Source organism: Pseudoclavibacter sp. 8L (genome assembly GCF_902506465.1).
GTDB lineage: Bacteria > Actinomycetota > Actinomycetes > Actinomycetales > Microbacteriaceae > Pseudoclavibacter.
On record NZ_LR733186.1, the window covers coordinates 1,488,297 to 1,514,525 of the forward strand.

At 68.8% G+C, this 26,229-nt stretch carries 26 protein-coding genes and 2 tRNA genes; 12 read left to right on the top strand and 16 right to left on the bottom strand.

Annotated elements, in window-relative coordinates; all coding sequences use genetic code 11:
• Positions 1–70: 70 nt before the first annotated feature.
• Complete coding sequence (trxA, locus tag GV007_RS13585; protein ID WP_160073341.1) at positions 71–457, top strand: thioredoxin; 387 nt, start codon at positions 71–73, stop codon at positions 455–457.
• Here trxA and GV007_RS13590 read toward each other — a convergent pair.
• The 4 genes from GV007_RS13590 to GV007_RS13605 all read right to left on the bottom strand — a co-directional run bounded on the left by GV007_RS13590 (position 397) and on the right by GV007_RS13605 (position 4,183).
• Positions 397–1,347: an SDR family NAD(P)-dependent oxidoreductase gene (locus GV007_RS13590; RefSeq protein ID WP_160073343.1), complete on the bottom strand. Its 951-nt coding sequence runs from the start codon at positions 1,345–1,347 to the stop codon at positions 397–399. The two genes, trxA and GV007_RS13590, sit on opposite strands and share 61 nt — an antisense overlap.
• A complete protein-coding gene (locus GV007_RS13595; protein WP_160073345.1) occupies positions 1,344–2,168 on the bottom strand; it encodes a VOC family protein in 825 nt (274 codons plus the stop codon). Before GV007_RS13595 ends, GV007_RS13590 begins: the two co-directional genes overlap by 4 nt.
• A gap of 54 nt (positions 2,169–2,222) precedes the next feature.
• Entirely contained in the window at positions 2,223–3,311 is a 1,089-nt protein-coding gene (locus GV007_RS13600; protein ID WP_160073347.1) for a GNAT family N-acetyltransferase, read from the bottom strand.
• A 101-nt stretch (positions 3,312–3,412) separates the two neighbouring features.
• Positions 3,413–4,183, bottom strand: a complete 771-nt coding sequence (locus GV007_RS13605; protein WP_160073349.1) for a hypothetical protein — start codon at positions 4,181–4,183, stop codon at positions 3,413–3,415.
• A gap of 156 nt (positions 4,184–4,339) precedes the next feature.
• Between GV007_RS13605 and GV007_RS13610 the strand changes: the two genes are divergently transcribed.
• The 3 genes from GV007_RS13610 (at position 4,340) to GV007_RS13620 (ending at position 7,436) form a co-directional block, all read left to right on the top strand.
• Positions 4,340–5,149, top strand: coding sequence for a siderophore-interacting protein (locus GV007_RS13610; RefSeq protein ID WP_160073351.1), 810 nt, complete (start codon positions 4,340–4,342; stop codon positions 5,147–5,149).
• 370 nt (positions 5,150–5,519) lie between these two features.
• The gene (locus GV007_RS13615) at positions 5,520–5,723 is read left to right on the top strand and encodes a cold-shock protein (RefSeq protein WP_068478769.1); all 204 of its coding nucleotides are present in this window, start codon (positions 5,520–5,522) and stop codon (positions 5,721–5,723) included.
• A gap of 510 nt (positions 5,724–6,233) precedes the next feature.
• A complete protein-coding gene (locus GV007_RS13620; RefSeq protein ID WP_160073353.1) occupies positions 6,234–7,436 on the top strand; it encodes a TetR/AcrR family transcriptional regulator in 1,203 nt (400 codons plus the stop codon).
• Positions 7,437–7,510: 74 nt separating this feature from the next.
• On the opposite strand, the gene GV007_RS13625 is transcribed toward GV007_RS13620, so the two are convergent.
• From GV007_RS13625 to GV007_RS13640, 4 genes are all read right to left on the bottom strand, one after another.
• Complete coding sequence (locus GV007_RS13625; protein WP_160073355.1) at positions 7,511–7,960, bottom strand: DUF1622 domain-containing protein; 450 nt, start codon at positions 7,958–7,960, stop codon at positions 7,511–7,513.
• Between the two features lie 8 nt (positions 7,961–7,968).
• Complete coding sequence (locus tag GV007_RS13630) at positions 7,969–9,174, bottom strand: MFS transporter (protein ID WP_323741468.1); 1,206 nt, start codon at positions 9,172–9,174, stop codon at positions 7,969–7,971.
• Positions 9,175–9,315: 141 nt separating this feature from the next.
• Positions 9,316–10,617 carry a heparan-alpha-glucosaminide N-acetyltransferase domain-containing protein gene (locus tag GV007_RS13635; RefSeq protein WP_160073357.1) on the bottom strand — a complete coding sequence of 434 codons (1,302 nt, stop codon included), beginning with the start codon at positions 10,615–10,617 and terminating at the stop codon, positions 9,316–9,318.
• Between the two features lie 55 nt (positions 10,618–10,672).
• Entirely contained in the window at positions 10,673–11,023 is a 351-nt protein-coding gene (locus GV007_RS13640; protein ID WP_160073359.1) for a DUF2200 domain-containing protein, read from the bottom strand.
• Between the two features lie 97 nt (positions 11,024–11,120).
• Here GV007_RS13640 and GV007_RS13645 point away from each other — a divergent pair, with 97 nt between their 5' ends.
• Positions 11,121–11,771, top strand: a complete 651-nt coding sequence (locus GV007_RS13645; protein WP_160073361.1) for an NADPH-dependent F420 reductase — start codon at positions 11,121–11,123, stop codon at positions 11,769–11,771.
• Positions 11,772–11,897: 126 nt separating this feature from the next.
• Here the strand turns inward: GV007_RS13645 and GV007_RS13650 are convergent.
• Positions 11,898–11,970: transfer RNA gene (locus tag GV007_RS13650), tRNA-Ala, on the bottom strand.
• Between the two features lie 467 nt (positions 11,971–12,437).
• On the opposite strand from GV007_RS13650, the gene GV007_RS13655 reads away from it, so the two are divergent.
• Positions 12,438–12,995, top strand: coding sequence for an AraC family transcriptional regulator (locus GV007_RS13655; protein ID WP_160073363.1), 558 nt, complete (start codon positions 12,438–12,440; stop codon positions 12,993–12,995).
• 33 nt (positions 12,996–13,028) lie between these two features.
• Here the strand turns inward: GV007_RS13655 and GV007_RS13660 are convergent, their stop codons facing one another.
• From GV007_RS13660 to GV007_RS13675, 4 genes are all read right to left on the bottom strand, one after another.
• The gene (locus GV007_RS13660; protein ID WP_160073365.1) at positions 13,029–13,955 is read right to left on the bottom strand and encodes a hypothetical protein; all 927 of its coding nucleotides are present in this window, start codon (positions 13,953–13,955) and stop codon (positions 13,029–13,031) included.
• A 43-nt stretch (positions 13,956–13,998) separates the two neighbouring features.
• Positions 13,999–15,120 (bottom strand): hypothetical protein, encoded by a 1,122-nt coding sequence (locus tag GV007_RS13665; RefSeq protein ID WP_160073367.1) that lies wholly within the window; start codon positions 15,118–15,120, stop codon positions 13,999–14,001.
• A 129-nt stretch (positions 15,121–15,249) separates the two neighbouring features.
• Positions 15,250–15,897: a GNAT family N-acetyltransferase gene (locus tag GV007_RS13670; protein ID WP_160073369.1), complete on the bottom strand. Its 648-nt coding sequence runs from the start codon at positions 15,895–15,897 to the stop codon at positions 15,250–15,252.
• Between the two features lie 12 nt (positions 15,898–15,909).
• Positions 15,910–16,833 carry a UTP--glucose-1-phosphate uridylyltransferase gene (locus tag GV007_RS13675; RefSeq protein ID WP_160073371.1) on the bottom strand — a complete coding sequence of 308 codons (924 nt, stop codon included), beginning with the start codon at positions 16,831–16,833 and terminating at the stop codon, positions 15,910–15,912.
• Positions 16,834–16,966: 133 nt separating this feature from the next.
• Between GV007_RS13675 and GV007_RS13680 the strand changes: the two genes are divergently transcribed.
• Genes GV007_RS13680 through mscL form a run of 3 tightly spaced genes read left to right on the top strand, consistent with a single transcriptional unit; the run spans position 16,967 to position 18,390 of the window.
• Positions 16,967–17,545 (top strand): 5-formyltetrahydrofolate cyclo-ligase, encoded by a 579-nt coding sequence (locus GV007_RS13680; RefSeq protein ID WP_160073373.1) that lies wholly within the window; start codon positions 16,967–16,969, stop codon positions 17,543–17,545.
• Between the two features lie 59 nt (positions 17,546–17,604).
• Positions 17,605–17,907 carry an FmdB family zinc ribbon protein gene (locus GV007_RS13685; protein WP_160073375.1) on the top strand — a complete coding sequence of 101 codons (303 nt, stop codon included), beginning with the start codon at positions 17,605–17,607 and terminating at the stop codon, positions 17,905–17,907.
• A 45-nt stretch (positions 17,908–17,952) separates the two neighbouring features.
• A complete protein-coding gene (gene mscL / locus GV007_RS13690) occupies positions 17,953–18,390 on the top strand; it encodes a large conductance mechanosensitive channel protein MscL (RefSeq protein WP_160073377.1) in 438 nt (145 codons plus the stop codon).
• Positions 18,391–18,574: 184 nt separating this feature from the next.
• Here mscL and GV007_RS13695 read toward each other — a convergent pair whose 3' ends face one another.
• From GV007_RS13695 to GV007_RS13700, 3 genes are all read right to left on the bottom strand, one after another.
• Positions 18,575–19,903, bottom strand: a complete 1,329-nt coding sequence (locus GV007_RS13695; RefSeq protein ID WP_160073379.1) for an MFS transporter — start codon at positions 19,901–19,903, stop codon at positions 18,575–18,577.
• Complete coding sequence (locus GV007_RS19365; RefSeq protein ID WP_268893492.1) at positions 19,896–20,027, bottom strand: hypothetical protein; 132 nt, start codon at positions 20,025–20,027, stop codon at positions 19,896–19,898. The genes GV007_RS13695 and GV007_RS19365 overlap by 8 nt, the downstream gene beginning before the upstream one ends.
• 113 nt (positions 20,028–20,140) lie before the next feature.
• Positions 20,141–24,259 carry an AAA family ATPase gene (locus GV007_RS13700; RefSeq protein WP_160073381.1) on the bottom strand — a complete coding sequence of 1,373 codons (4,119 nt, stop codon included), beginning with the start codon at positions 24,257–24,259 and terminating at the stop codon, positions 20,141–20,143.
• Between the two features lie 258 nt (positions 24,260–24,517).
• Here GV007_RS13700 and GV007_RS13705 point away from each other — a divergent pair.
• From GV007_RS13705 to GV007_RS13715, 3 genes are all read left to right on the top strand, one after another.
• Positions 24,518–24,589 (top strand) — tRNA-Arg (locus tag GV007_RS13705).
• A gap of 242 nt (positions 24,590–24,831) precedes the next feature.
• Positions 24,832–25,599, top strand: a complete 768-nt coding sequence (locus GV007_RS19090) for an SHOCT domain-containing protein (protein ID WP_201297706.1) — start codon at positions 24,832–24,834, stop codon at positions 25,597–25,599.
• 6 nt (positions 25,600–25,605) lie between these two features.
• Complete coding sequence (locus tag GV007_RS13715) at positions 25,606–26,118, top strand: hypothetical protein (RefSeq protein ID WP_160073383.1); 513 nt, start codon at positions 25,606–25,608, stop codon at positions 26,116–26,118.
• Positions 26,119–26,229 lie beyond the last annotated feature (111 nt).

Sequence of the window (26,229 nt, forward strand, 5' to 3'; positions counted from 1 at the left end):
CGCGCCACGCGAGGAATAGTCGGCGGGCGGGGCGCGTTGTGCTCCCCGTACGCCCAGAGACAGGAGACGCATGCCAACCATCGACATCACCACCGAGACGTTCAAGGACACGGTTGCCTCCGAGGGCATCGTCCTCATCGACTTCTGGGCCGAATGGTGCGGCCCCTGCCGCCAGTTCGGTCCCATCTACTCCGCCGCGTCGGAGCGCCACGAGGACATCACCTTCGCGAAGGTCGACACGGAGAACAACCAGGAGCTGTCCGCTGGTCTGCAGATCACGTCGATCCCGACGCTGATGGCGTTCCGCGACGGCGTGCTGCTCTACCGCGAGGCCGGCGCCATGCCGCTCGCTGGAGTCGAGAAGCTGATCGAGGCGCTCGAGAACGTCGACATGGATCAGGTTCGCGCTGAGATCGCCGAGAAGTCGGGCGCCGTGCCCGCCAACGAGGCACAGTAGGCCCAGAGCTTCTCCCCCAGCTCGGGGTCGTAGCTGCGCCACTGCGAGGTGCCGATCACGGGCATTCCTCGAGTGAGGTGGGCGGGGACGATCGTCTCCCCGCCTGCCAGCTGCGGGTCGGTGACGGCCCTGAGCTGGCAGAGAGCGCCCTCGTGCTTCCCTTGCGCCGCGAAGGCGAGGAGGCTGTCCAGGGCGCGCTTGCCGAGCGACGGCTCGTGGACGCCCGGGATTGTCGGCGTGAGACCGCCCGTCGAATAGCCGGGATGCGCGACGAGGCTGCGTACGTGCCCGCCAGCGGCGCGTGCTCGCCGGTCGCCCTCGATCGCGAGCACCTGCGTCGCGAGCTTCGACTGCGCGTAGGCGTTCCACGACGTGTAGCCGCCGCGCAGCTGCACGTCCTCGAGGTGTGCCCTCGTGAGCGCGGGCGCGATGCTGCCGAGCCACACGACCGCGGCGCCCGCTCGGAGCGCTGCCCCCACCGAGAGATGGCTCAGGAGGGCGAAGTGGCCGAGGGCGTTCGTGGCGAAGACCCGCTCGATGCCGTCGCTCGTCTCCTCTCGCTCGGTCGGCGGATGCACGACTCCGGCGTTGAGGACAAGACCGTCGAATCCGGATGCAGCTGGCGAAGCATCGACGAGGAGCCTGGATGCCGCGCCGCGGGTCGCCTCGAGCTCCGCGATATCGCAGACGAGGGTCGTCACGAGGTCGGCTCGACCCATGGCTGAGGCCGCTGCCTCGAGCCTCGCGGTGCTTCGTCCCGTGATGACGACATTCGCACCCCGATCAACCAGGCTCTTCGCCGTGAAGAAGCCGAGCCCCGTCGACGCGCCCGTGATCAGGTAGCGCCTGCCGGAGAGGTCGTGAGGACCGAACTCCGCTGCGGCGCTCATGCTGCGTCGCCTTCGCGCGCCTCGATGAGGCAGAAGCTGGCGCCGAAGGGATCGACGAGGGTCGTCATCCGGCCGAACGGCGAGTCCGCCGGTGCACCTCGCACCTGCCCGCCCAGACTTGCAGCCCTCGCGGCGGCGGCATCGACGGAGTCAGTGATGAAGTACACGAGCCACTCGGAGTCGGGGGGTACGTCAGCTCCGTGCTGCCGAGGACTGTCCGTGCTCGTCTCGAGCGCGCCGAAGCGAGCATCCACCCCGCCGGGCTGAGGACCGAACTGGGTGTAGCGGAACTCCGGGGAGTCGACCATGGGGTGCGATTCGAAGCCGGTCACTGCGGCGTAGAAGCCGGTCGCGGCCTGCAGCCGCGTCGTATGGAGCTCGAACCAGGCGGTCGTGGCGGGCTCACCCCACGCGTCGAACCCTCGCCGCCCCGCGGGCTGCCAGAGCCCGAAGGTGACGCCCTGTGGGTCGGAGAGAAGCGCCATGCTCCCCTGCTCCATGACGGCCTCAGGTCCCGCCACCGAGCTCGCTCCGGCCTGCAGAGCCCGTTCGCGGACCGCGTCGAGGTCCGGAGCGTTGAAGTACACGATCCACGAGCTCCGCTCCCCTGGCTCGGCAGCGCCGAGCCCGCCCACGGTGGCCGGGCGACCATCGGGCAGCGGGCCGGCTGAGATCAGGTGGTAGTGCCCCGACTCCGGCCCCATGTCGCGCAGACTCCATCCGAGAACGCTTCCATAGAAGGACGCAGACCCGAGTGGATCGGGCGTCGCCAGCTCCACCCAGCAGGGGTCGCCCTCATCGAAGTGCTCGTACCGTGGCATGGTCCGCTCCTCTTGACTCTGGCTGAGAGATCTTGCCCCAGCAGTCTAGGAGCGTCAGATCTCCAGAGCCGGGGAGGCCTGCAGGTCGTAGCCGAACGCGTAGAGGTGCACGACCACGCCGGGGGCGACCTCCTTGGGCCCCTCCCGGTCGGTGAGGTGGACGAAGCCGAGCCGTTCGTACAGGCGGTGGGCGCCGAGCATTTCCGGGCCGCTGTTCATGACGACCCGCGACGCGCCCCGATCACGCCCGAGGGCGATGACGTGGCCCGCGAGCGTCTGACCGATGCCACGCCCGCGCGCCTCGGGAGCTACGGCGAGCATCCTGAAGTCGAGCTCGCCCTGCTTGGCGAGCTGCGAGATCCGCTGCCCTGGTCGTGGCGTCCAGACGGAGCCGAGGATCGTTCCGGTCGCGATGTCCTCGGCGACCCAGACCTCGTCCTCGCTGGCCCGGCTCGCCGCGTCCCGCAGGTCCTCGGCGTAGCTCGCCGTGACCTCGTAGTCGTTGCTGTAGGCCCGCTCGGTGAGGCGCCCGACGAGCTCGACCTCGTCGTGCCGAACCAGACGAAGGCGAACCCCTTCGGTCTGCGTGAGGTCGTAGCGATAGGCGAGCTCGGCTCCGAACGTCTCGTCATCGGTGTCACGTCCTTTGACACGCGAGAAGCCGACGCGTTCGGCCAGTCGCCGCGCCTGCGAGTTCGCGACGCCGACATCGAGCACCGCCGCGCGAGAGCCGCTTCGCCGCGCGAGGTCGAGAGCGGCGTGGACAAGCGCGTCTGCGACTCCCGCGCCGCGAGCTTCCGGGGCCACGGCGGTGAAACGCAGCTCCGCCTCATCGCCACGAGCGAGACGCGCCGGTTCGGTGCCGGCGCGCAGCAGCGTCGAGGTGCCGATGATGCTCGGAGCGCCGTGCTCGGGTTCGGCCGCGACGGCGACGAGGACCGTCCCGGCTTCGCTCCGGGCGGCGACGTCGAGTTCGGCTGCCCGGCGGGATTCGCGCCAGCGATCATTGCCATGCCCGCCCGAGTCGAACGAGCGAACCGTGAGTGCTCCGATGGCGGCGAATTCGTCCGCTTTGGCCTCTCGAACGGTGAAGGCGCCAGGGTTCGTGTTCGTGCGGGGATCGACGCTTGGTGCGACGCTCATAGACCATCCAATACTTCTCCGGGCAAGCCGCGCCCGCATGTGCAACTGTCCAGCATACGACGATGGAGTCACACGCGCGGCGGCGCGGTGCCGCTCAGGAGTCAGTTGTCGTCGTCGTCAGGCGCGATGATGCGGTGCGAACCGGTCGCCGGATGCGCGGCCCTGGCCCGCACGGAAGCGAACTGGCTCTCGACGACGTCGGCGACGACGGCGATCGACTGCTCATCGAAGCGGTCGTGTTCCCCCGCGGCGACTTCCTGCGCGTCGACGTGGCGCAGCCACGACGTCGTGGCGCTCACCGACGAGGGTGTGTAGCCGTTCGTCTCCGCCACCGACCCGCCGAACAGGAACGCGACGGGAACTCGGAGACCTGCGAGGGCGTCGCGTGACGAGGAGCCGTGGTCGTCGGCGGGCAGGGTGTCACCGAGGCCGCCGTTGACGAGGACGAGGGCTCCGACACGATCTGGGTGAGCCGCGGCGACGGCGACGGCGAGGTCTGCACCCGCCTCCGTGCCGACGAGCACCGCTCGCTCGACGGAGAAGTGGTCCATCAGCTCCACGACCGCGTGCGCGGTCGTTTCCCTCGCCACCCTCGAGCGCTGCGGCCAGCCCAGGTCGTCGATCGACGGTGCCAGGACGTGCGCGTCCGGGAGCAACCCGGCGAGCGTCTCGGCCCTCGCGCTATGTGCCTCCCCGAGCAGCAGGAGATTGTCGTGCTTGCGTCCCTCTCTGGAGACGCGAACCAGCACCCCGACGCTGCCGCCGGCGAGGTCGACGCTGAGTCCTCTTGGCCCGACCGAGTGAGGTTCCGGCTTGGCGGAGCCGAGTGGTCGCAGCGCGCGAACGGGGGCGTCTGCCTCGTCACCCGTCATGCGATCCACTCCTTCGCTGGCTCTCAATGCTACGCACCCTTGCTCCAGCGTAGACGCGGCACCGTGTGCACCGCAGACAGCGCACCTCTCGGATGCGCCCACTGGCCCAGCCGCACCCTCGCGACTAAGGTAAACCTAACCCGAGAAGGAGCGCCCATGTCGAACATCGCCACCACGCACGCCGCGAGCGGTCTCGTCAGATCGCGCCTCGCGGCCAGAGAGCGAGTGAGCGAGCACGTCGTCCGCGTGACGCTGGAGGGCGATGACCTCGCTCGTTTCCAAGGCCTCGGCTTCGACCAGTGGTTCCGCCTGCTGCTCCCACAACAGGACGAGACCGTCTTCGATCGCGTGCCCGACCGCATCGACTTCAAGGGCTACCTCAGGTACCTGCTCATCTCGCAGTCGAAGCGCCCCGCCATGCGCAACTACACCGTGCGCGAGTTCCGCCAAGCCGACCGGCAGCTCGACATCGACGTCATCGTGCACGGCGACGCCGGCATCGCCGGCCCGTGGGCTCGCGACGCGCAGATCGGCGCACCCGTCGCGTTCATCGACCAGGGCTGCGGATTCGCGCCACCCGCATCCACCGACTGGCAGCTGCTGGTCGCCGACGAGACGGGGATGCCCGCGATCGTCGGCATCCTCCGCGACCTGCCGAGGGCAGCCCTCGGGCACGCGATCGTGGAGATCCCATCCCAAGGGGATGCGCAGCCCGTGGAGCTCCCCTCGGGGTTCACGATCGACTGGGTGACACGCCCGAACGGGGCGCGTCCGGGCGAGATGGCGCTGCAGGCGGCCCGAGAGACCCGGCTCGAGGGCTCGACGCCATACGCCTTCGCCGTCGGCGAGTCGCAGCTCGCGACGGGCGTCCGGCGACACCTGGTCAGGGACCTCGCCGTACCCAAGACCCAGGTGACCTTCTGCGGATACTGGAAACTCGGGCGCAGCGAAGCCCCACAGGGCTGACCGAACGGCGGGAATGGGATGCGTGACCCCGCGTGACTTTCCCACGAGAAATCACCTTCGATTGCGAGCTCGGAGCGTGATAGCGTTGGTTTCACGCGCTGAGCGTCGGGAAGCCGTCCAGTAGCACCGCAGTTAACACGGGTCGAGCGCGCGCCCCATCCGAATCGGAACTGCCCCCAGACAGCACCGAGCCCAAGAACTTATCCACCCCTTATCTTTGCTTTTCTACGGCGCCGTGGAAGAGCAGCCCGAATCGTCCAAGATTCGGCAGCGCATTCCTGCGCGAAATAAACCGTGCCTAATAAGCACAGATCCGTTCGCGGATCACCCGCCCGAAGTACGGGCTGCATAACAATGAAGGAAGAAAAACATGGCAACTGGCATCGTGAAGTGGTTCAACGCAGACAAGGGCTACGGCTTCATCGCTCCGGACGACGGAACGCCCGACGTCTTCGCGCACCACTCCGCAATCGACGTCCAGGGTTTCCGCACGCTTGAAGAGAACCAGCGCGTGGAGTTCGATGTGACCCAGGGACCCAAGGGTCTCCAGGCCGAGAGCATCCGCCCGCTCTAAATACAGGCTCTCAGCGGTCCCCGTCCTCTGACGGGATGACCACGCACAACGAGTGCGACCTTCGGGTCGCACTCGTTTTGTCTGTCCTGACGGGTGCATCCCGGTGACCATTCGCCACGAATGACCCTGCGGCTCGCAGAGCAGAAGCCGACTTCACCTCACCCGCAGCCTCCGATCTGTCAACGACGACGATCGCGGCGAACGCGTGGTGCCCGCTTGACGAGGCGAGAGAGCAGAGCATTCGCCTCGCCGACGCGGAATGGTCAGTCCCATCCGTCTGCGCTTGCGGTTCGCGGCGCTCGCGACTGCGCGACCGAGTCCCGTCACGAGCCGCCTTGGGGCAGCATTCGTCGTTCACGGGGAGTCCTGCCCTGCGAGCCGAAGATCAGGTGTGTTCCAGGCTCAACCGGCAGGGAGGAAGGTATCCTTCTGGGGCGAGGCGCGGACCCCCGGCCGCGAATACCTCGTTCACTACCAGCACCAGACCTCGAACGGAGCAACACTCCCTCCATGACCACTCCCCCCACGTGGCCTCATACCCCAGTCGTCCGCCCCAAGGACCGCAAGCAGCGCATCGAGTCCGCCGCCACCCAGGCATTCGCCCTGCGCGGCTACCACCAGGTGAGCATGAGCGACGTGGCAGCGTCGGTCGGCATCTCGGCCCCAGCCCTCTACCGTCACTTCGCGAACAAGTACGACCTCTTCAAGCACACGGCATTCGGCATCGTCGACGCGGTCGAGACGGCTACTGACGATGCCGCCGAGAGCGCAGCGGTCACCAGCGCTCCCCCGGCCGAGCAGTCAGCGGCGCTCATCGGCGCAACGCTCGAGAGTCTCATCAAGTGCCGAGGCACCGGAGAGATCATCCGCTGGGAGTCCCGCTACCTCGAGCCCGCCGACCGCGCGTCCGTCGACCAGCGCCTCGCCAAGGTCTACGGCCGCTTCTCGACGGTGCTCAAGGAGCTGCGCCCGAACCTGCGCAGCGAAGACGCCGCCTTGCAGAGCCGCGCCGCCTTCGCCGTGCTCGCGAGCGTCTCGATGCACCGCACGAGCATCTCGTCTGCCGCAGCCGACTACCTCCGGGCGGCCGCCCAGCGTGCCTTCGACGCGGAGCTGCCCGAAGTCGAGTCGTACGTCGCTCCCGCAGCCACCGGAATCCCCTCCACGGCGAAGCGTGAGCAGATCGTCGCCCGGTCCATCGAGCTCTTCTTCGCCCGCGGATACAACCTCGTGAGCATCGAGGAGATCGGCGGCGCCGTCGGCATCACCGCATCCGGCGTGTATCGGCACTTCGAGAGCAAGAGCGGAATCCTCGCCGCTGCCTGCTCCCGTGCGGCCGAGTACCTCGGCCAGGTGACCCGCGAGGTCTTCGCCGCCGTCGACAGCCACGAAGACGCGCTCGATGGCCTGATCGACGCCTACGTGGAAGCCCAGCTCGCCCACCACCGGCTGCTGCAGGTCTACATCGCCGAGTCGACGAATCTCGGCGACGATGAGCGGGAGCGCCTCATCGCTCTCCAGCGCGACCACGTCGAAGAATGGGCAGGACTCCTGCGTGCCGTGAAGCCGCAGTTCTCCGCCTCAGAGGCGCGCTGCGTCGCGCACGCCGGTTTCCACGTCGTGGACTCTCTCGGGCGAGTGCTCGCCTGGCAGGACACGCCGAGCAACCGAACGCGCGTCGCCCACATGCTGCGTGCGGTCCTCGACGTCTGACGTTCGAGCACACGACGAGCCGTGGCCCGCCCCGTTCAGGGTGCGGGCCACACTCGTCTCTCGACCCGGGCACGTCACACGACGGTGCGTTCCTCGGCGGCCCCGGTCGCACCTGCAGACTCGGGACGGCCTGCCGCTCTGACCTGGTCGGCGAGCAGCTGCGCGCCGCTGGTGGTGAGGGCACGACGCCACGGCAGCACACCCTCGATCTCGATCTGGATGGACATGCTCAGCACCGTTCGGATCACGACGATGAGTCCCAGGATGAGGGCATCCTCAAGCGAGGGCTTCGACGTGATCGTGCGGACGAGGTCGGCGGCCACGAGCACCTCCAGCCCGAGCAGGATGCCAGCTCCGAGCGAGGTGCGGAGCGTCGCGAGGGCGACCTTGCCGCCCCTCCCGCGCACGAGCGCCAAGACGGCGAGCACCACCGCGATGACGATCCCGATGACGATGGCCGACGCGCCGAGTACCTCGACGACGACCGCGACGATCTCGAACACCTGGTCCATGGATTGCTGCATACCTGCCCCTAGGAGGTCGAGTCTGATCGGCGGGTGCGCCCGGCGAGGACGCCTGCGCACAGGAACGCCACGATTCCGGCGATCGGAACCACGATAAGCCCGACGCGGAGCGACGTCGCGTCGGCAAGCAGCCCGACGAGGGGCGGTGCGGCGAGGAAGCCGAGGCGCATGAGCCACGAGACCAGGGTGATGGCCGTGCCCGGCTTGAATCCGGGCAGCTCATCTGCCGCGTGCAGGGCCGCGGGCACCAGCGTGGCGATTCCGAGACCAGCGGCGGCGAAGCCCGCGATCGTCCCCCCGACGCTCGGGAAGAGCAGCGCGACGCCCATGCCGAGCGCTGTCACGAGGCCACCCGCCTGCGCGACCCGACGCTCCCCGAAACGATCGACGAGCCGATCCCCGAGCATCCGCCCCACGAACTGCGCGCCGACGAGCGCGATGAAGCCGAAGGCGGCGAGCGCTTGAGGGGCCTCGAGCGAACCGGACAGGTACAGCGCCGCCCAGGTGCTGCCCGAGTCCTCGACGACCGACCCGGCCACGGTGAGCAGCACGAGCGCGAGCAGCACCAGGTACTTCGCCGACCCTCCGCGAGCGGAAGTCCCGGCCTTGACGACCCTGATCCCCGCCGTCGTGACCTCGACGTCGTCGTGCTCCGGGCCGGGGATCATCCACCGGTACGCAAGGATCGCGACGAGCGTGAACACGGCGCCGCTGAGGCCGAGGTGCAGCGGGAGCGGCACCTGGAGTGCCACCGCGGCAGCCCCCATGAGGCCGCCGAGTACGGCCCCGATCGACCAGATCGCGTGGAAGCCGTTGATGATGGAGCGCCCGAAGCGACGCTGCACCCGCAGCCCGTGCGAGTTCTGCGCCACGTCAGTGAGCGCATCCGCTGCCCCACCGAACGCGAAGGCGGCCGCCAGCAGCAGCCCGTTGGGGGCGAAGCTCGCGGCGAACAGCGCGAGGCTCGTGATGGCCGTCCCGGCCACGGCGAGACGCGACGACCAGAAGCGGCGGATGAGCGCCGCGGCCGCCAGCCCCGCGAGAAGGGCCCCGCTCGGGTAGGCGGCGACGACGAGCCCGAACTCGACGTTGCTCAGCGCGAGCTCGGCCTTCAGCCCCGGATAGCGTGGCAGCAGATTCGCGAAGAGCGCCCCGTTGGTGAGGAACATGGCCGCGACAGCGATGCGCGCGCGCCGGTCGACCCGGGAGGTCACTCCCCGACCGCGATGTCATGGTTCTTGCTGAGCATGCTGCAATCCAAGCACAGCGCGAGCACCCGGCTCGCCGCAGTCACTGCTGCACGAGCGGGAAGGCGAGGCAGCGCAGACAAGGCTGGCGGGCCCGGCGGCGCTGGATCATTCCACCGTCTGCGAGGCGCGGGGCGCCGCGAGGGCCGCGAACCGCTGGCCAGTCCAGGTCACGGCCGCCTCCAGCGGGCCGCGCCGCTGCCACCAGAAGAAGACCGCACCGACAGCCAGGGCCCCAGCCACGTGGATCAGCCAGATCGGGGCGCTCGAGACGAGCCAGAACAGCTCGGGGGCCTCCGCGAGCCACCCTCCGCTGACGAGGGTCGTGTAGGTCACACCCGCGACGATCACATGCAGCGAGTAGATGGTGAGCGGCGTCGCACCTGCACCCAGCGCGGGTCCGATCGCACGGATGGCCGTGTCGCCGAGTCGGAGGCAGACGGCCAGGCACAGGCCGATCGCGATGAGCGAGGTGCCGGCTGTGATGGCGAGATCGAACGTCGTTCCCGAGTGCGGTGCGGGTGAGGCGAGGAACCAGCTGCTCTCCGTCGGCGTGGTGCCGAACGCCGCTGAGTAGAAGAGCTCGGAGGCCTGCGCCCCCGTGCCAGTCGAGGCGCCGATCGAGTTGAGGCCGCCGAAGGGGCCCGCCAGCAGCATGCTGATGCCGACTCCGACCAGTGCGAGGAGAGCGCCGACTGCCGTGAGTCCGAGGCTCAGCTGCAGGATCGTGCCGCGTTCTCGGGCCGCCAGCAGCATCCGCCCGACCACCATGCCCACGATCGCGTAGACCACCCAGGTGAGCACGGGATAGGTGCCCGTCACGAAGAGTCCCCGGAGCAGCTCGAGCGGATGCGCCAGGTCGAACCAGTTCGGCGTTCCGAGCTCAGAGCCCACGTTGAGCGGGGCCCGCAGCAGCATGGAGAGGAAGGGCCAGAGGCCGGCCCAGGCGGTCGCGACCATGAGCAGGGAGAGGTTCGAGAGCCGCAGCAGTGGGACGAGGAGCCAGAAGACGAGCCCGTAGTAGACGAGGATCACGGCGATCGGTGTGGGGACGAGACCGAGCGTCATGCCGATCAGCATGAGGGCGAGGCCGCGCCCGAAGACGTTGAGGGCCGCGGCGCCGAATGCTCGGCGCTCGCGCTGCCGCTGCGTCGTCAGCACGACCCCGATGCCGGCGAGGACGGCGAACAGGGCTGCGGCCTTCCCGCCGAGGAACGCGGCGAGCGCTGGCGTCGAGCCGTCGGCGTTCGTGACCCAGACGTGCGTCGCCATCATGCCGATGAGCGCGAGGAACCTCGCAAGGTCCAGCCCGGAGATGCGTCCGCCGCGCCGAGAGCCCGCGCCGCCCCCGATCCGCCGGCGACCGAGAGAGGAAGTGGCCGGGTTGCCTGCGGGGTTCGGGGCGCTCACACCCTCACGCTACCGGCAGAGAGCCCCGCGCCGCACTCCGCCGACAGGCTGGGCCTCAGGCGCGGAGGATCTTCTCCATCGCCTTGCCCTTGGCCAGCTCGTCGACGAGCTTGTCGAGGTAGCGGATCTCCTGCATGAGGGGCTCCTCGATCTCCTCGACACGGATGCCGCAGACGACCCCGGTGATGAGCGAGCGCTTCGGCTGCATGAGCGGCGCATCGCGGAAGAAGGTCTCGAAGTCTACGCGCGTCTCGATGGTGCCGCCGAGCTGCTCTTCGCTGTAGCCGGTGAGCCAGCGGATGATCTCGTCGACCTCGGCCTTCGTGCGTCCTTTGCGCTCCGCCTTCGCCACGTAGTGGGGGTAGACGTCCGCGAACGCGGTTCCGTAGATGCGATGCCCGGCCATGTCAGCTCCTCCGTGTCGTCGAGATTCTACCGGCGTCACATGCCGTCACCCGGTGTCATCTCGGAAGAGCCGCCTTCGTCCGCGAGTTGTCTCGAGCATGACGACTCTTGGAATCATCGGAGCAGGGAACATCGGCAGCCAGGTCGCACGCAAGGCGATCGAGGCGGGCTACGACGTGGTCATCGGCAACTCGCGCGGACCGGAGACGCTCGCCGGCCTCGTCGCGGAGCTGGGACCGAATGCCCGTGCGGCGACGGCGCTCGACGTCGCGGAGGCCGCCGACGTCGCGGTCGTGACCGTGCCGCTGCATGCGTACCAGAGCATCCCCGTCGACGCCCTTGCCGGCAAGATCGTGCTCGACACCAACAACTACTACCCGCAGCGCGACGGCAGCATCGCCGAGCTCGACGATGAGTCGACCACAACTGCCGAGCTCCTCCAGGCGCACCTGCCTGGGTCTCGCGTCGTCAAGGCCTTCAACCACATCGCCGCGGCCGACATCACCGCCGACGCTCGCCCAGCGGGTTCCGACTCGCGTCGCGCGCTCGTCGCGGCGAGCGACAGTGACGAGGCGCTGGAGTTCGCGCGCGGTCTCTACGACCAGTTCGGATTCGACACCGTCGCGCTCACCCCGCTCGCGGAGGGCTGGCGCATCCAGCGCGACACCCCCGGCTACGGAGCGAAGGCGTCCGAGGCGGAGCTTCGGGACCTGGTCTCGGCCGCCAAGCGGTATCGCGAGACCGCCTGAGCCCATCCGGCCGGCGGTCACCGGCGCCCCGCGAGGGAGCGAGGTCGGGCCCCGCCCACAACCCGCAGGTACCGTGCGGGCAAACAAAGAAGCCCGCCGGAGACCGGCGGGCTTCTTGTGTCTGGGTGGACCTAAGGAGATTCGAACTCCTGACCTCCTCGATGCGAACGAGGCGCGCTACCAACTGCGCCATAGGCCCTGACGAACGGAAACACTACCACCAGGGGCCCGACACCGCCAATCTCGCAGGCGCCACACGGGCGACCACTCACACCACCCCGATCAGTCGCTACCCCTCACCGCGGCTAACCAGGATTCTGAAGGTTGCAGAATGCTCGTGAGCTTCTTGACGACGCATGGAAGCTTGTTGGAACGGTCCGAGCTTGTGTAGCATGTCGAAATATGCGCACCGCCGGACCGCTGCCCACATGGCAACCTGACTCTCGCACCCTTGTGCTCAAACCAGATATCTCACCTCCCCCTTCACTGCTCCCCGCAGCCAGGAGCTCGCCAGTGCAGAAAGGCGGGAGGCCACTCGAGTGGGAGCCCCACTCCCACCCCGTCAGTCAGCTGCTCTCTGTGCAACGCGGAGTCCTGAAGGTCGTCGTCGAACGAAGCGCGTGGGTGGTGCCTCCGCATTTCGCCGTTTGGGTCCCAGCGGGCACAGTGCACACGAGCCGGGCAACGGCACGCTGTGAATTCCAGGCAACATTCTTCTCAGAGCGCGAATCGTTCCTCCGACCCCGCGAAGCGTACGGAGTCACCGTCACACCCCTGCTCCACGAGCTCCTCGAGCGGCTCGCGGCCGAGGGCATCTCGCAGATGCAGCGTCGCAACATCGAACGAGTCCTGTTCGACAACCTGGACCCGGCCAGCCACGACCTGCGGGTCCGCATGCCCCGCGACCACCGCATCAGCCCGATCGCGGATGCGCTCAGGGCAGAGCCCGGCAACCGCACGTCACTCGAGGAGTGGGCTTCCTCCCTCGATGTCAGCAGCAAGACCCTGGCGCGCATCTTCCAGAACGAGACGGGCGTCTCCTTCCACAGCTGGCGCCAGATGGTCCGCGTGCAGTCAGCGCTCGAGCAGCTCTCGAACGGATCGAGCGTCGCCCTCGTGGCGCGCTCGCTCGGCTACGCGCAGACCAGCACCTTCATCGACGCCTTCCGGCGCGTCCTCGACGTCACGCCCGGTCACTACCGCGCACGAGCGCTCACCGTCTGAGCTGCTCCGGGAAGCGAGACCAGGTCGCCTCAGCTAGTCGCCGTTCGGAGCCGACGTGAAGTTGGGCCCACCTGTTGGCTCCGGCTCAGGCTTCGGATCCTTGGACGGCTCAGGAGCGGACGTCTGCGACGGCGCTGGTGCCTGAGTCAGCTGAGGCGCTTCCGTTGCGGGCGGCTGCGTCGCCGCGGAGCTCGTCGGGGCGGGGGCCGCGGTCGTGGGGGCCGGTGGAACGTACGTCCTGCGGTTCCCGAAATGCTCGGCTCGCGCGTCACCGACAACCTGCGGGATCTCGATGACGGCAGACACAAGAGCGGTGAGGTCCTGCCCTTGCGCATTCGCCCGCACGATCGCGATCAGCTCGGCCAGGCGCTCGTCGGTCTCGTACTCGGACTGGACGTACTCTTCGACCTCCGTCTCGGCAGCCGTCGCTACGCGCTGCGAGTACTCCGACACGAAGTACGGCACGGCCGACTCCATCGTCGAGGCAGCACCCGCGGCATCGTTCACGTTGATCTGGTCACGAGCTGTCGCCAGCATGTCACCCATCGTCGTCTTCGACTCGTCCGTGACGAGGCCGTTCGACATGACATAGGCGGGCTCGATGGCGTCGACCTGCGCGCTGACCGCGAGCGTCTCGGCGCTCAGCACGACAACGGCAGGCTGGGCGGGCGCATCGGTGGAGGCGGCGAGCGACTCCTTGCGGACAGCGGCGAACGAGCCGATCGCGACGGGAATGACGACGACCACGACGAGAAGCGCGACCGCAGCGACGAACCAGCTCACGCGAGCAGCGGAAGGCGCCGCACGGAACCGCGCGAAGGGACCGCCGAGCACCAGGCGCGCATTCGTCGCGCCAGTGCGGTCAAGCATCTCGTCACCCGCCGCGAAGGTACCGTTCGGCACATCGATCGATGCGTTGTCGGTCAGCGCGAAGGGGTCGCCGTCTACTGGTGAAGCCATGATCCGACCACACTAGTGGATGGCGCGCGAGGCCCGGCGGCAACTAGCCGACACGGCGACGGCGCAGTGCTGCATCGAGGTCGCCCATCCCGGGCTCGATCTCCTCGATGACCCCCATGCTCGCCCAGCGGCTCGGCCGCTTCTCGACGGGGGCGACGACGATCGGGTTCAGGACGACCTCGCTCAGCGCGGGCGACGACTGCGCGAGGCCCGCCCGGGTTGCAGCGGTCTGCGCAAGCGGCATGCCCTGCGTCGCAGCAGATGCGCGCGTCGAGAACGTCGCGATGCCCGGCTGCGCGTGTGCATCCCTGATCTTCTGCTCGGAGCGACGAGCCGCCTCGCGAAGCAGCTCGAGGTGGTTGATCTTCTCGACCTCGACACCGCCGCCGGGACCATCCGGGCCGGGACGGCCGGAAGCATCCGCCGAATTCTCGACGGCAGTCAGCTCCTCGACCGGCTGGCGCTCGAGGTAGAGCGGCTTCGGCACGGGAACCGGAACCCAGCTCGCGAGTGGCTCCGCGGCGTCAGCAACCGCAATCGGCTGGATCTCGACGGTGGGGGCGTCGCTCACGGAGAAGTCGATCGTCGAGTCGGGGCGACGCTCGGCGCGCGGCGCCCGCTGACTGCCGCCCGCCGCGCGCACCGCGAGGCGCTGCGCGTTCGCGATGCGTGCAAGGCGCTGGAGACCGGCGACCCCGGCGAGCACGGTCACGACTCCGGCGACGAGCACCCACCAGACGCCGATGCTCGAGCCCAGTGCGATCCCGACGCCGACCGCGATGAGGCCGGCGAGCGTGAGCAGGGAAGTGACGAGGCGGCCGCGTCGAGTCGCGCGGGCGGCCCGCTGACGGTCCTCGACGGAGCGTGGGACGGCGACCGTCGGAAGAGCACGCCGCGCGGCTTCGTCCCGCTCGCGTTCGGCGCGCTCCGCCTCAGCCTTCGCGCGCTTGATGCGTCGCTCCTGCTCGACCACGCTGCGACCGTCGGCACGCACACGCGCCTGACCGAGCTCGCTCGTGTTCGCGAGCGAGTGGAGCGCCTGCTGCATCCGGATCGCGTTCTCCTCGGTTGCGAGGTAGTTGCGACGGCGCACCCACGTCGGCACGAAATAGGCAAGCCAGAGCGTCACCGCCAGGGCGAGGACGAGACTGCTGCCGAACTGCATGGCGTCAACATTAAGCGCGGACCGAGCCGCCAACCCCGATTGGTGCGGAGTGTCTGATTCGGGATTGCCGAACTTCTTGCGACAACCGGCGAAGCGGGTGAATATCGACGCTCGAAGCGGGGTGACGACTCAGACGAGGGGCTGCGCGGTCCGCGCCCAGTCGGCCTGGGGCACCTGCGCCTCGCGCTCATCAGCGAGGCCCTCCCGCCAGCGCCGCAGCACGCCGTGCGGGACTTCCTCGCGGACGACGCCGAAGCAGAAATGGTCGCGCCAGTCGCCATCGATATGAATGTAACGACGACGCAGGCCCTCGTACCTGAAGCCGAGCTTCTCGACGACCCGCAGGGACTTGGCGTTCTCCGGTCGGATGCACACCTCCATGCGATGCAGGCCGAGGCCCTGCAGGCAGTGATCGGTGGCCATCGCCGTGGCGATCGTCGCGAGCCCCTTGCCGGCGAACTCACGTGCAACCCAGTAGCCGAGCGTCGCGGACGAGAGTGCGCCGTAGCTGATACCGGAAACGGTGAGCTGTCCGGCGAATCTGCCCTCGTAGGTGATCACGAACGGCAGCGCAGTGTGCGCCGACGCCTGGGACAGGAGCGAGCGGATGCCACCCCGAACATCCCAGCGGCCACCACCGCCGGGGCTCGTCGCCTCCCACGGCTGCAGCCACTCGCGGTTCGCGAGGAGCACGGATTCCAGCTCACGCGCATCCCGGACCCTGATGGGACGCAGCGACACCGGGCCGTGCGTCAGCGTGGGGACGGATGCGCTCATAGAAAGCGGAGTCTACTCGGCGATCGAGGCGGCGAACTGCTTCAGCCACGGGCCGAGCGCGGGTCCGAGCTTCGGGTCGTCGACAGCGAGCTCGACGATCGCCTTGATGTAGTCGAGCTTGTTGCCGGTGTCGAAGCGGCGTTCACGGTAGACCACGCCGACGACCCCTCCCAGCTCCTCGCGGTTCGCGGCGAGCACCTGCAGCGCGTCGGTGAGCTGGATCTCTCCCCCGGCACCCGGCTTGGTCTGCTCGAGCACCCCGAAGACCTCGGGCCGCAGCAGGTAGCGGCCGATGACCGCGTAGTTCGACGGAGCATCCTCGAGCGCGGGCTTCTCGACGAGCCCGGTGATCTGGATCGTGTCCGGCCCCGCCCCGGGAACGCCGTCTTCGACACTCGACGACGCATCGTAGGCGGCGACACCGTACGAGGAGATCATGGCCGGGTCGACTTCCTGGAGCGCGACGACGCTTGCGCCCGTCGCCTCGTGCACCTCGATCATGCGCGAGAGCAGCGAGCCACCACCCGCCATGATGTCGTCGCCGAGGAGCACGGCGAAGGCCTCGTCGCCGACGTGCTGGTGGGCCCGCAGGACCGCGTGCCCCAGACCGAGCGGATCGCCCTGGCGCAGATAGTGGACATCGGCGAGGTTCGTCGCCGCGCGGACGCGATCGAGCTTCTCGGTCTCTCCACGGGCCTCGAGCAGCGCTTCGATCTCGGCGACGCGATCGAAGTGGTTCTCGAGCGTCGTCTTGTTGCGCCCGGTGATCATGAGCACGTCCGAGAGGCCCGCCTCGACGGCTTCCTCGACCACGTACTGAATGGCAGGGCGGTCGACGACCGGGAGCATCTCCTTCGGAATGGCTTTCGTCGCGGGAAGGAACCTCGTCCCGAGGCCCGCAGCTGGAATAACGGCCTTAGTGATGCGCGAGGACATAGGCCGTATCGTATGGCCACCGAATGCCATCGCGAAACGCAGCTGTACGTGGCGCGTCACTGCGGCACGGGCTGCGGGTTCTCGCCCAAGCTCTCCCCAACCCGCGACGGGGCGCTTCGCTAGGCTCGTTCCCATGTCGACCGATGCGAAGACCGAGAAGCGAGCCCTCCGCGCCGACACCAGACAGCGCCGCCGCAATCACGGGGAGCTGCTCCTGGCGGAGCACGGGGAACAGATCTCCCTCCACCTGCAGCAGCTGGTCGCCGAGCACGGCGCGAAACGCATCTCCTGCTACCTGTCGGGCGAATTCGAACCGAGCACACGGCCTTTCCTCGCCTGGGCCGGTACAGCTGACATCACCGTGCTGCTCCCCGTCACGCGGGAGGACGGACTCCTCGACTGGGTCGTCTCCGACGGGCAGTCTGAGCGCCCGCACGAGCTCGGGTTCCCCGAGGCAACGGGCGACCTCCTCGGCCCGATCGCCCTGGGCGACGCCGACCTGCTCATCATCCCCGCCGCGTCCGTCGACCGGGACGGCTACCGGATGGGCTGGGGTCGCGGCTACTTCGACCGCACGCTCGGCTCCATGGCCGGGCGACCGCCCGTCTACGCGGTCGTCTACGACGACGAGGTCCTCGAGGCGGTCCCCCGCGAAGTGCACGACGAGCGCGTGGATGGGGTCGTCACCCCATCGGGAATCCAACGTTTCTGAAGCATTCCCCCGCCGGCTCTCTCGCGCGATTATGCTGTTCTGGTCCCGAAAGCGAGATTATGCCTACCTACTCATACCGTTGCACCGAATGTGACAACGCCTTCGATATCCAGCAGGGGTTCGCTGACGCGAGCCTCACCGTCTGCGACAAGTGCGGAGGCAAGCTGCGCAAGGTCTTCGGTGCCGTCGGCGTCTCCTTCAAGGGATCCGGCTTCTACCGGACCGATTCCGCAGCCAGCGCGAAGAAGAGCTCGAGCTCTTCCTCCGCCTCGACTTCCGCGGAGGCGAAGCCCGCCGCGGCCAAGAAGGAACCGGCACCCGCCGCCGCCTCGAGCGGCAGCAGCTCCCCCGCCGCGTCCTGAACTGACACGACTCAGCACTCCAGCACAGAACGAAAGGGGGACCCCGTGAAGGGATTCCGCGAATTCATCATGCGTGGCAATGTCATCGAGCTTGCCGTCGCCGTCATCATCGGTGCAGCGTTCACGAGCATCGTCAACGCCATCGTCGACGGCATCTTCAACCCGATCATCGCCAAGCTGTTCGCGGCTGACGACATCGCGGCCGCCACGGTCACGATCGGCACGGTGCCCATCGGCTTCGGCGCGGTCATCGCCGCGATCATCCAGTTCGTCCTGATCGCAGCGGTCGTGTACTTCGCGATCATCCTGCCGATCAACAAGCTCAACGACATGAGCTACCGCCTCATCCACGGCAAGCCGAAGCCCGCCGTCGAGGCCGCTGTCACCGAGAAGGACGTGCTCGAGGAGATCCGCGACCTTCTCAAGGCACAGCAGGAGGCACCTGCGAAGCTCCAGGGTGAAGGCCCCGAGACCCGCTCCTAGGGCCCCGAGGCCGGCGTAGCAGCGCTGCCGGCTCGGACCACTACGCAGAGACAGGAACGCCGCCGGTCACCCCGGCGGCGTTCCTGTCTCTGCGCGCACACGCTCCTGGCCGCATCCACCAAGGGGCGCGGGCCGTCGCTGACGCCGTGCCCTCGTGCACCTCCACGCTGTGGGTCGGGTCCGCTCAGGACGAGCGGAACGTCTCGCGCCCCCACACCCAGGAGAGGCAGGCGATGGCGAGCATCATCGAGGAGATGATGATCGCCCAGGTGAAGCCGAACAGGTCGGCGATGACGCCGGCGACGATGGGGCCGAGGATGCTGCCGGCGTCCTGCGTCATCTGGTAGGTGGAGAGCACCTGGCCGCCGCTGCGGCCGTAGCCGATGATGTCCGAGATGACCGCCTGCTCGGCGGGCGCGGCCAATCCGGAGCCGAGCCCGAGTACGAAGCTGAGGGCGAGCATCGTGACGATGTCGCCGGCGAACGCGGTCGCGAACATCGCGACCGCGGAGACGCCGAGTCCGACGAGGATGAAGGGCCGTCGCCCGATGCGGTCGGTCTTCCGGCCGGCGTACTGGAGCGAGATGACGTTCCCGACGGCGCCGACCGCGATGACGACACCGATGACCCAGGGCTCCTGGCTGATGCTCGTCGCGACGAACAGCGGGAGGATCGCCGTGCGGACCCCGAAGTTCGCCCATCCGTTGGCGAAGCCGAACACGAGGGACGCGCGATACGCGGAGTCCTGGAGCGCCTCGCGGAGCGACTTCGGCTCGAGCTTCTTGGCCGCGGGCGCGCGATCGTCGCCAGCGTCGTGCAGGCCGGCCTCCTCGGCGGTCTTCTTCGCCGTGATGCGGTGAGCGCGGCCCATCATGATGCCGACGATGGCCGCCGCGATCACGAGCGTTCCCGAGTAGACGAGGAACGGCACCCCGATGCCGAACTGCGCAAGCGCCCCGCCGACCGCCGGGCCCGCGATGTTCCCGATGAGGAATATGCCGCCCCAGAGGGCGGAGATGCGGCCACGGATCTGCGGCGGCGAGTAGCGGGCGATCATGCCGGCCGCCGAGATCGTGAACATGACCGATCCGACGCCGCCGAGTCCACGGAACACGAGCAGCTGCCAGTAGTCCTGCGCGAACGCGACGGCAGCGGTCGAGGCGGCGACGATCAGGAGTCCGGCGACGTAGATGCGCCGCTCCCCCAGTCGGTTGATGAGGGCTCCCGCTCCGGGCGCGAAGACGAGTCGCATGAACGCGAACGCACTCACGACGACGGACACGAGCGTCGCGCCGACACCGAAGCTCAACGCGTACTGCGGGAGGACGGGCACGATGAGCGCGAAGCCGATCGCGATGAAGAAGGTCGCGACGAGCAGGACCCAGATCTCGGCGGGGATGGGCGGTCGCGGGTCGTCGGCGCTCGAGACGATGGGGACCTGGCCGGTCGTCGGATGCTCGGGATCGGAGCCGGGGACCGTCGGGTCGTTCGGCTCTATCGCCCGCTCAGCCATAGTGCGGTGGCTTGTCGGCGCGCAGCCGGTCGTCGTTGGGCCCGCGGGGGCTCTCCACCCGCTCGTCGGCGTAGCGGACGGGCGCGTCGCCCCAGGCTGCGGGCGAGTCCTCGCCAGCGAGCACGGCTGGCCCGCTCGAGCCGTCGGGCGATTGGGGGGTCGGGTCGCTGCCGGGAGGTGGTTCCGTGGTGACTCGACGTCGCGGTTTCCGTGGTGCGGGCGTGCCGGGGTTCACGCTCAGCTCGCACCGCCTGGCTCGCCAGGGCGGCCGATCGCGATCTGCTGGTTCCCATCCGGCAGGGTGACCGATTCGAGGTTCGCGCTGGATGCCGCGCCACTCGACGCTGCGGAACCGGAGGTGAGCTGGCCGAGCTCGCCCTGCAGGGAACCGGCCGTGACGACCGAGGTCTCTGCCGGCAGCGGCACCTTGAGGGCCTTCGCGATGCGTCGCGCCACTGCTTCCGGGTGCGCGAAGAGCTCGAAGGAGTGCACTCGAAGGTAGTACCAGCCGAGGCGTTTGAGGAGCTCCGGGCGGAGGCGCAGCGTCTCCCGCAGCGTCGCATCGGCAGAGCCCGCGATTCTCAGGTCGAGGCCGTCGGTGTCGATCGCTATGGCGCGGCCCTTGTACGCCGCGGCGAGGGGGACGCGGCCACGGTGGAACAGCTCGACCGTCATGCCGAACGACTCGAGACGGTTCGCGAGATCGAGCAGCATGGGCGGCGCCTCGACCTCGCGGTCGTCGCCCTCGGTGCCGTCATCGCCGGACGTGGAAGTCTGCTCGGCTGCACCCTGTTCGGCACCTGGGTCCGTGCCCGTGCCCGATGCATCGCCCTTGGTCTCTGCCTCGCCCAGGATCTGCGCGAGTCCGAGCACTCCGCGGGACATGCGCGAAGGGTCGAGCTCGCCGGGGCGGATGCACGACACGATGACGAGCGAGCGACGCGCCCGCGTCATCGCGACAGCGAGCGCGCGCTCGCCGAGCTCGGTGCCGAGCACTCCGAAGTTCGCGAGGACGCGCCCGTGGGGTGTCCGGCCGAAGCCGATGGAGAAGATCACACGGTCGCGCGACTGCGCTGTGGCCAGCTCGATCGTGGTGACGGTGAACGGTTCGCCACGTGCTGCGGTGAAGAAGTCGGCGATGTCGCTCCGGCGCGAGGCGGCCGAGTACACGGCCTGCTCGACTCGGCGGGCGTGCAGCGCGGAAGCCGTGACGACCATGAGCGACTCGCGAGGCCGGTGCACGGCGTGGTCGACGACGAGCTCCACGACACGGCTGACCTCGCCGTCGGTGGATTCCACCCCTCCCGTGATCGGGTCGGGCAGGCCCGTCCCGTTCTCGACGAACGAGAAGCTGAGGCTCGAGTGCCCGAGGAGGGTTCCCGCCCACGGCATGGAGCGGATGCGTCCCTTGTAGAAGCGCCTGTTGATGAGCTCCGCGAGGTCCTCGCCGCCGGCCCGGTAGCTGCGCGTGAGCGCGTGCTCCGGCAGGAACTCCGCGAGCCGCGAGTACACCGACTCGCCGACGGCGTCCTCGTGACGCAGCCCCCACGCGTCGGTGCTGTCCGCCGCCGGGCGGGTCACGGCGACCGTGAACGGCGTCGGGTACTGGGTGACGGGGTCTCCGAATGCGACGACCTGGTCGCCTCTGCGGATCGCGCCGATGCTCTCGGCGATCGACATGGTTCCTGCATCCACGAGCACAACCGTGTCGAAGTGGATGCGTTCGCTCACGAGCGGCACGTCGTACGGGGTGGTCAGCCACAGCTGCGCGATGCTCTTGGAGACGTCGCCGGCCTCGACGGCCAGCTTCGTGGAGGGAACGCCGGGACGGCGCAGGAGCTGGCGGAGCGCATCCGCCTGCTCGCTGTAGTCGACGATGGCGACCTTCCATGCTTCGGCGAGCTGCCAGGCGAGCTGGGCGGCCGAGTGGTCGGTGTGGGCCTGGTCGACGACCCGGAAGTCGCTCTCGAGGCGAGTCACGACTCGCGTGTTGGCGTTCAGGAGCGCCTTGTCGCGGTCGAGGAGATCTTCGAGCACCGACTGCCACCAGGCGAGCTCGAGCTCGTCGCCGAGCGCCTCGGCCTCGACGTGGCGTTCGGAGAGGTCCTCGAGCAGCGGCGTGAGGCCGAGGTTCTCGAGGCGCTCGATGATGGTGAGGCGCTCGACGAGGTTGTGCAGCACCTCGCTGTCGGCCGCGAGCTCCGTGATGCGCGCGGGGAGCTCGGCCAGGGGCAGCTCGCTGAGCGAGACGGCTCCGGCGTCGACGAGCGGCTCGTCGAGGAGGCGCAGCTTTTCCGCGACCTCGCGGTGGAACTTGCGCACGTCGGAGATGCCCGTCGGGACGGTCGGCGTGGAGCCGTCCGTGACGTAGCGGTGCCAGAGGATGCGCTGGCGCTGGGCGAGCTTGAGCGACTCGTGGAGGTCGTCGACGACGACGCCGGGCCGCACGTAGTCCTTCGCGAGCTGGCGCAGCTGGCGGCGGCGGGCCGATGTCAGGTCGCCGCCGTCGCGCTTCGGGTTCGTGGCGTGGATGACGTCCGTCAGCGAGTGGTCGAAGACCGCGGGGCGGAAGCGGTCGAGGGTTTCGCGCAGGTCGAGCAGGAGGCGCAGGTAGATGCCGAGCTCGCCGTAGGTCTCGGCCGGGCGCATCCTGGTGCGTCCGACGAGTTCCTGGGCCCGGTCGATGACCTCGACGAGGGTGCCGGCGTCGAGCTCGATGGCGGCTTCCTGCGCCCGGTTCGCCTCGTCGGTCGACTCGAAGGAGACGCCGTACCAGGGTGAGTCGTCCGGGCCGTACTTGAACTGGCCGAGCTCGCCAGCGGCGCGCAGCTGGCGGGCGATGGCGTCGCGGCCCGTCGCGATCGCCTCGATGGCGTCGCGGTCGAGTCGAGCGGTCGTCGTCGGGGGCTGCTCGCGCAGCTCGAGGCGGGAGAGCTCCTCGAGCGCGTCGAGGGCCGAGACACCGAGGGCGGGGTCGGGATGCACGAGCGCGTCGCGGTAGTCGGCGAGCACGTGGCGGAGGCGGACGAGGGCGTCGTCGAGCTCGTGCATCGCGGGCTTGCGGGCCTTCTCGTTGCGGGAGATCGAGGCGATCGCGTCGCGGCGCAGGGTGCGCGGCGTGACGGCGAGCCCCTCGAGGCCGACGCTCTTGAGGCGCGCCCGGATGGCGCGAATGCTCGCGGAACGGGGCGTGACGACGAGCACGCGCTTGCCGTCGGCGACGAGCAGGCCGAGCGCATTGATGACGGTCTGCGTGAGGCCTGTCCCTGGCATGGTGTTGATGACGGCCGAGTTGCCGGCAGCGATGGCGTCGACGACGCGCTCCTGCTCGGTGTCCGCGTCGAGCAGGAACCGGTCCCCCACGGGGTCGCGGCGGTCAGGGCTCGGCCGCTGCTCAGCAGGCTGCACGGCGGCCACCTTCTGGCGCGCCTCCTCGTCTCCGGCGAGTGCCCGCAGGACGGGGTGCGTGAGCTCGTTCGTGTCGCGGAGCATGGCGCTCGCGACCTCCCCGAAGCTCGAGATGACGGCGCGCGCCGAGACCGTGAACTGCGGGATGGATGCGCCGAGCGCTCGAGTGCGGTCGAAGACGTGCTGCGGGAGGAAGGCGTCGTTCGACTTCGCCAGCTCGAGCAGCTCGGCAACCGGGAGGCGCACTCCGAAGTGCTGCGCGAGGTGCCTCGCAAGGGAGGCGTTCACCCGGCTCGGGCCCTTGAGGGTGAACTCGTAGTCGCGGCCCGCGCGGCGCAGGTCGACCGTTCGGGTCAGGATGGGGGCGCGGAAGTGCGTGCCGTCCTGCGTCCACTCGGCGAATCCCGTGGCCAGCTGGATCGTGCTCATGCCACGGCCAGCGAGCAGCTCGGTGCCCTTCTGCGCGATGAGGTCGGCCGCGTCGCGCGCCCCGCGGAACGAGGAGTGCTCGCGGACGAGGGCAGACAGCAGCACGGTCTTACCCGCCGCGAAGGGGGCGATGCCGCCCGGGTGCGCGCTGGTCAGCTCGACGTACGTGCCAGGTTCGTCGGCGAAGTCGAGAAGAGGGGATGGTCCGCCGAGCTGCGCGAGCTCGTGCAACCATGAGTCCTGCGCCGCGTCGACTGCGGCCTCGAGCGCCCTCGCCTGTTCGGCGCGCTCGAGATCGAGCGCCGTGAGTGCTTCCTCGTCAGCGGAGGGAACCGGATGGGTCTTGCGCTCGTGCGCAACCGCATCCGCGACCCAGGAACGGCCTCGCGTGAGGCTCGGGCCGTCGCCGCCGCGTGCCCTGACGCCGTCCTCGTGATCGCGTCCGAGATCGAGGTCGTCGTCCGCCTCGCGGGACTCGCTGTCGCGCGCCTCACGCTCACGTTCGAGGCGTTCGCGCACTGGACTGAGGTCGGGTATCGGCTCCGTCTCATTGTTTGTGGGCGCACCCTTGCCGGAGCCGTGACCGTCGCTCTTCGCGTCGCCCGGCTCTGAACCTCGTTTACGAAACAGACCCCACACGCGTGACACTGTAGGTGTCCGGGCCGGTCGGCGGGTGGAGGCGCGCGTGCGTCGCCCGCACCTCGACCAAGATTTCGTCCACAAATCAGGCGCCAGTGCACACGGGAGGCCGCCAGCACCGGTAGCATTGTCGCGCCAGCCTCTGTAGCTCAATGGAAGAGCAGTTGCGTCCTAAGCAAACGGTTGGGGGTTCGAGTCCCTCCAGGGGCACCCACTCTAGAGCCACAGAATCGGCCTACTTCCGCATGTTTGCGCGGAAGTAGGCCGATTATCGTTGGCGCGGCATTCAGGCCGATTCGGGGCTATTCAGGGCGTTTCGGGGTCATGTTGTGGGCAAAATGTGGGCACCGAGGCCGACACTCTTCGCGGCCCTCGCGCGCCTCGGACCGGGGTGCTCGCCGTGCCCGCACTAGGCTCTGCCTCAGATACGCCAGCGACGCCGAGGAGAAACCGTGCCCCGATTCAACCCCGCCCCTGGATGGCCGACAGCACCAGCGGGATGGACGCCAGGCCCCGACTGGCGTCCAGACCCCGCCTGGCCCGAGGCCCCCGCAGGCTGGCAGTATCTAGTCGAGGATGAGGTCGAAGCTCAAGCCGCGCCGTCATCAACACCAGCCCCGTCTCGCGCTGCCGCGGCACTCAAGAAGCTCCGCACTGCGACAGGCAATTCGAGCGCCACGGGCGCGGGATTCGGCGAAGGCGACGACGTCACCAGCGACGACCTGCTCTGGGAAGGCAACTCCAAGACCATCACCGGCGTGGGTGGCGGACGCTACAAGCTCACGCGCTACTACCTCCACTTCGAGAAAGGTGTGCTCTCCACCAAGGGGCAGCAGATCGCCATCGAGAAGATCACCGACGTCGACCACAAACAGTCGCTACCGCAGAAGGCGCGCGGGGTCAGTGACCTCCACCTCCACGCTGACGACCTCAGCGAAACCGCCATCCTCGAATCAATCACCGACGCTCGCGACGTGCAACAGCTGATCAACGAGGCTGCCCGCGCCCGGCGACACGAACTGCAGCGCCGCTCTCGGCAGCTTGCGCACCCGATCTACACGCAACAGACCACTCCACCAGTGACACCTCCCACCCCGGCGAGCTCAACGGTCGCCCCGGGGCTCATCGAAAAGCTCCAGCAGCTTGCCGACCTTCACGCCGCAGGCGCGCTCACGGCGGAAGAGTTCACGGCCGCGAAAAAGCAAGCCCTCGGTCTGTAGACAGACATGAACGAACCAGCCGTGCAGGTCACAGCCGAAGTCGCCCTCGGGTCGCTGGCGTTGCGGTGCGAGACGGTTCGTGAGCGGGTTGACTCGAAGTGGTCGAAGCGCATCGTCTGCTGGCGTCCGGTGGCGACGAGGCCCGTCGACGGCATGTCATGGCTCCTGTGGGGCGAGACGCCGCCACTGCAGGACGTCGACGGCGAGCTAGTGCCGGCGCAGGCCACCGTCGGCGGCGACACGTACGAGCCGATCCTGTTCGAGCCGGTCGAGGTGTTCAACGAGTGGCTGGACATGTTGCAGTGGGTGACCGAGGGCGACGTACGCGCGGAGGTGCGGGACGCCCTCGAAGTCGGGACCATGACCGAGAAGGAATGGGCGATCTCCCACGGGAACGCGCAGATCCGCGGCACCGTCACCCTCGAAGGCGACGCCCTCGCATCTGAGCGCCTCGCGTCCGAGCTCTCGATCGCGCTGCTCTACATGGCTTTGCGGGCGACGAGGAAGAAGGGTTGGTGAGTTCCCCACAGCCCCGTCACGGGCCTGCCGGCGCGGCTACGCTCCCGGCATGGACGATGACTCGATCGGCTGGCCGAAGTGCCCGCGCTGCCTCGTGTTGCTCGAGGTCGG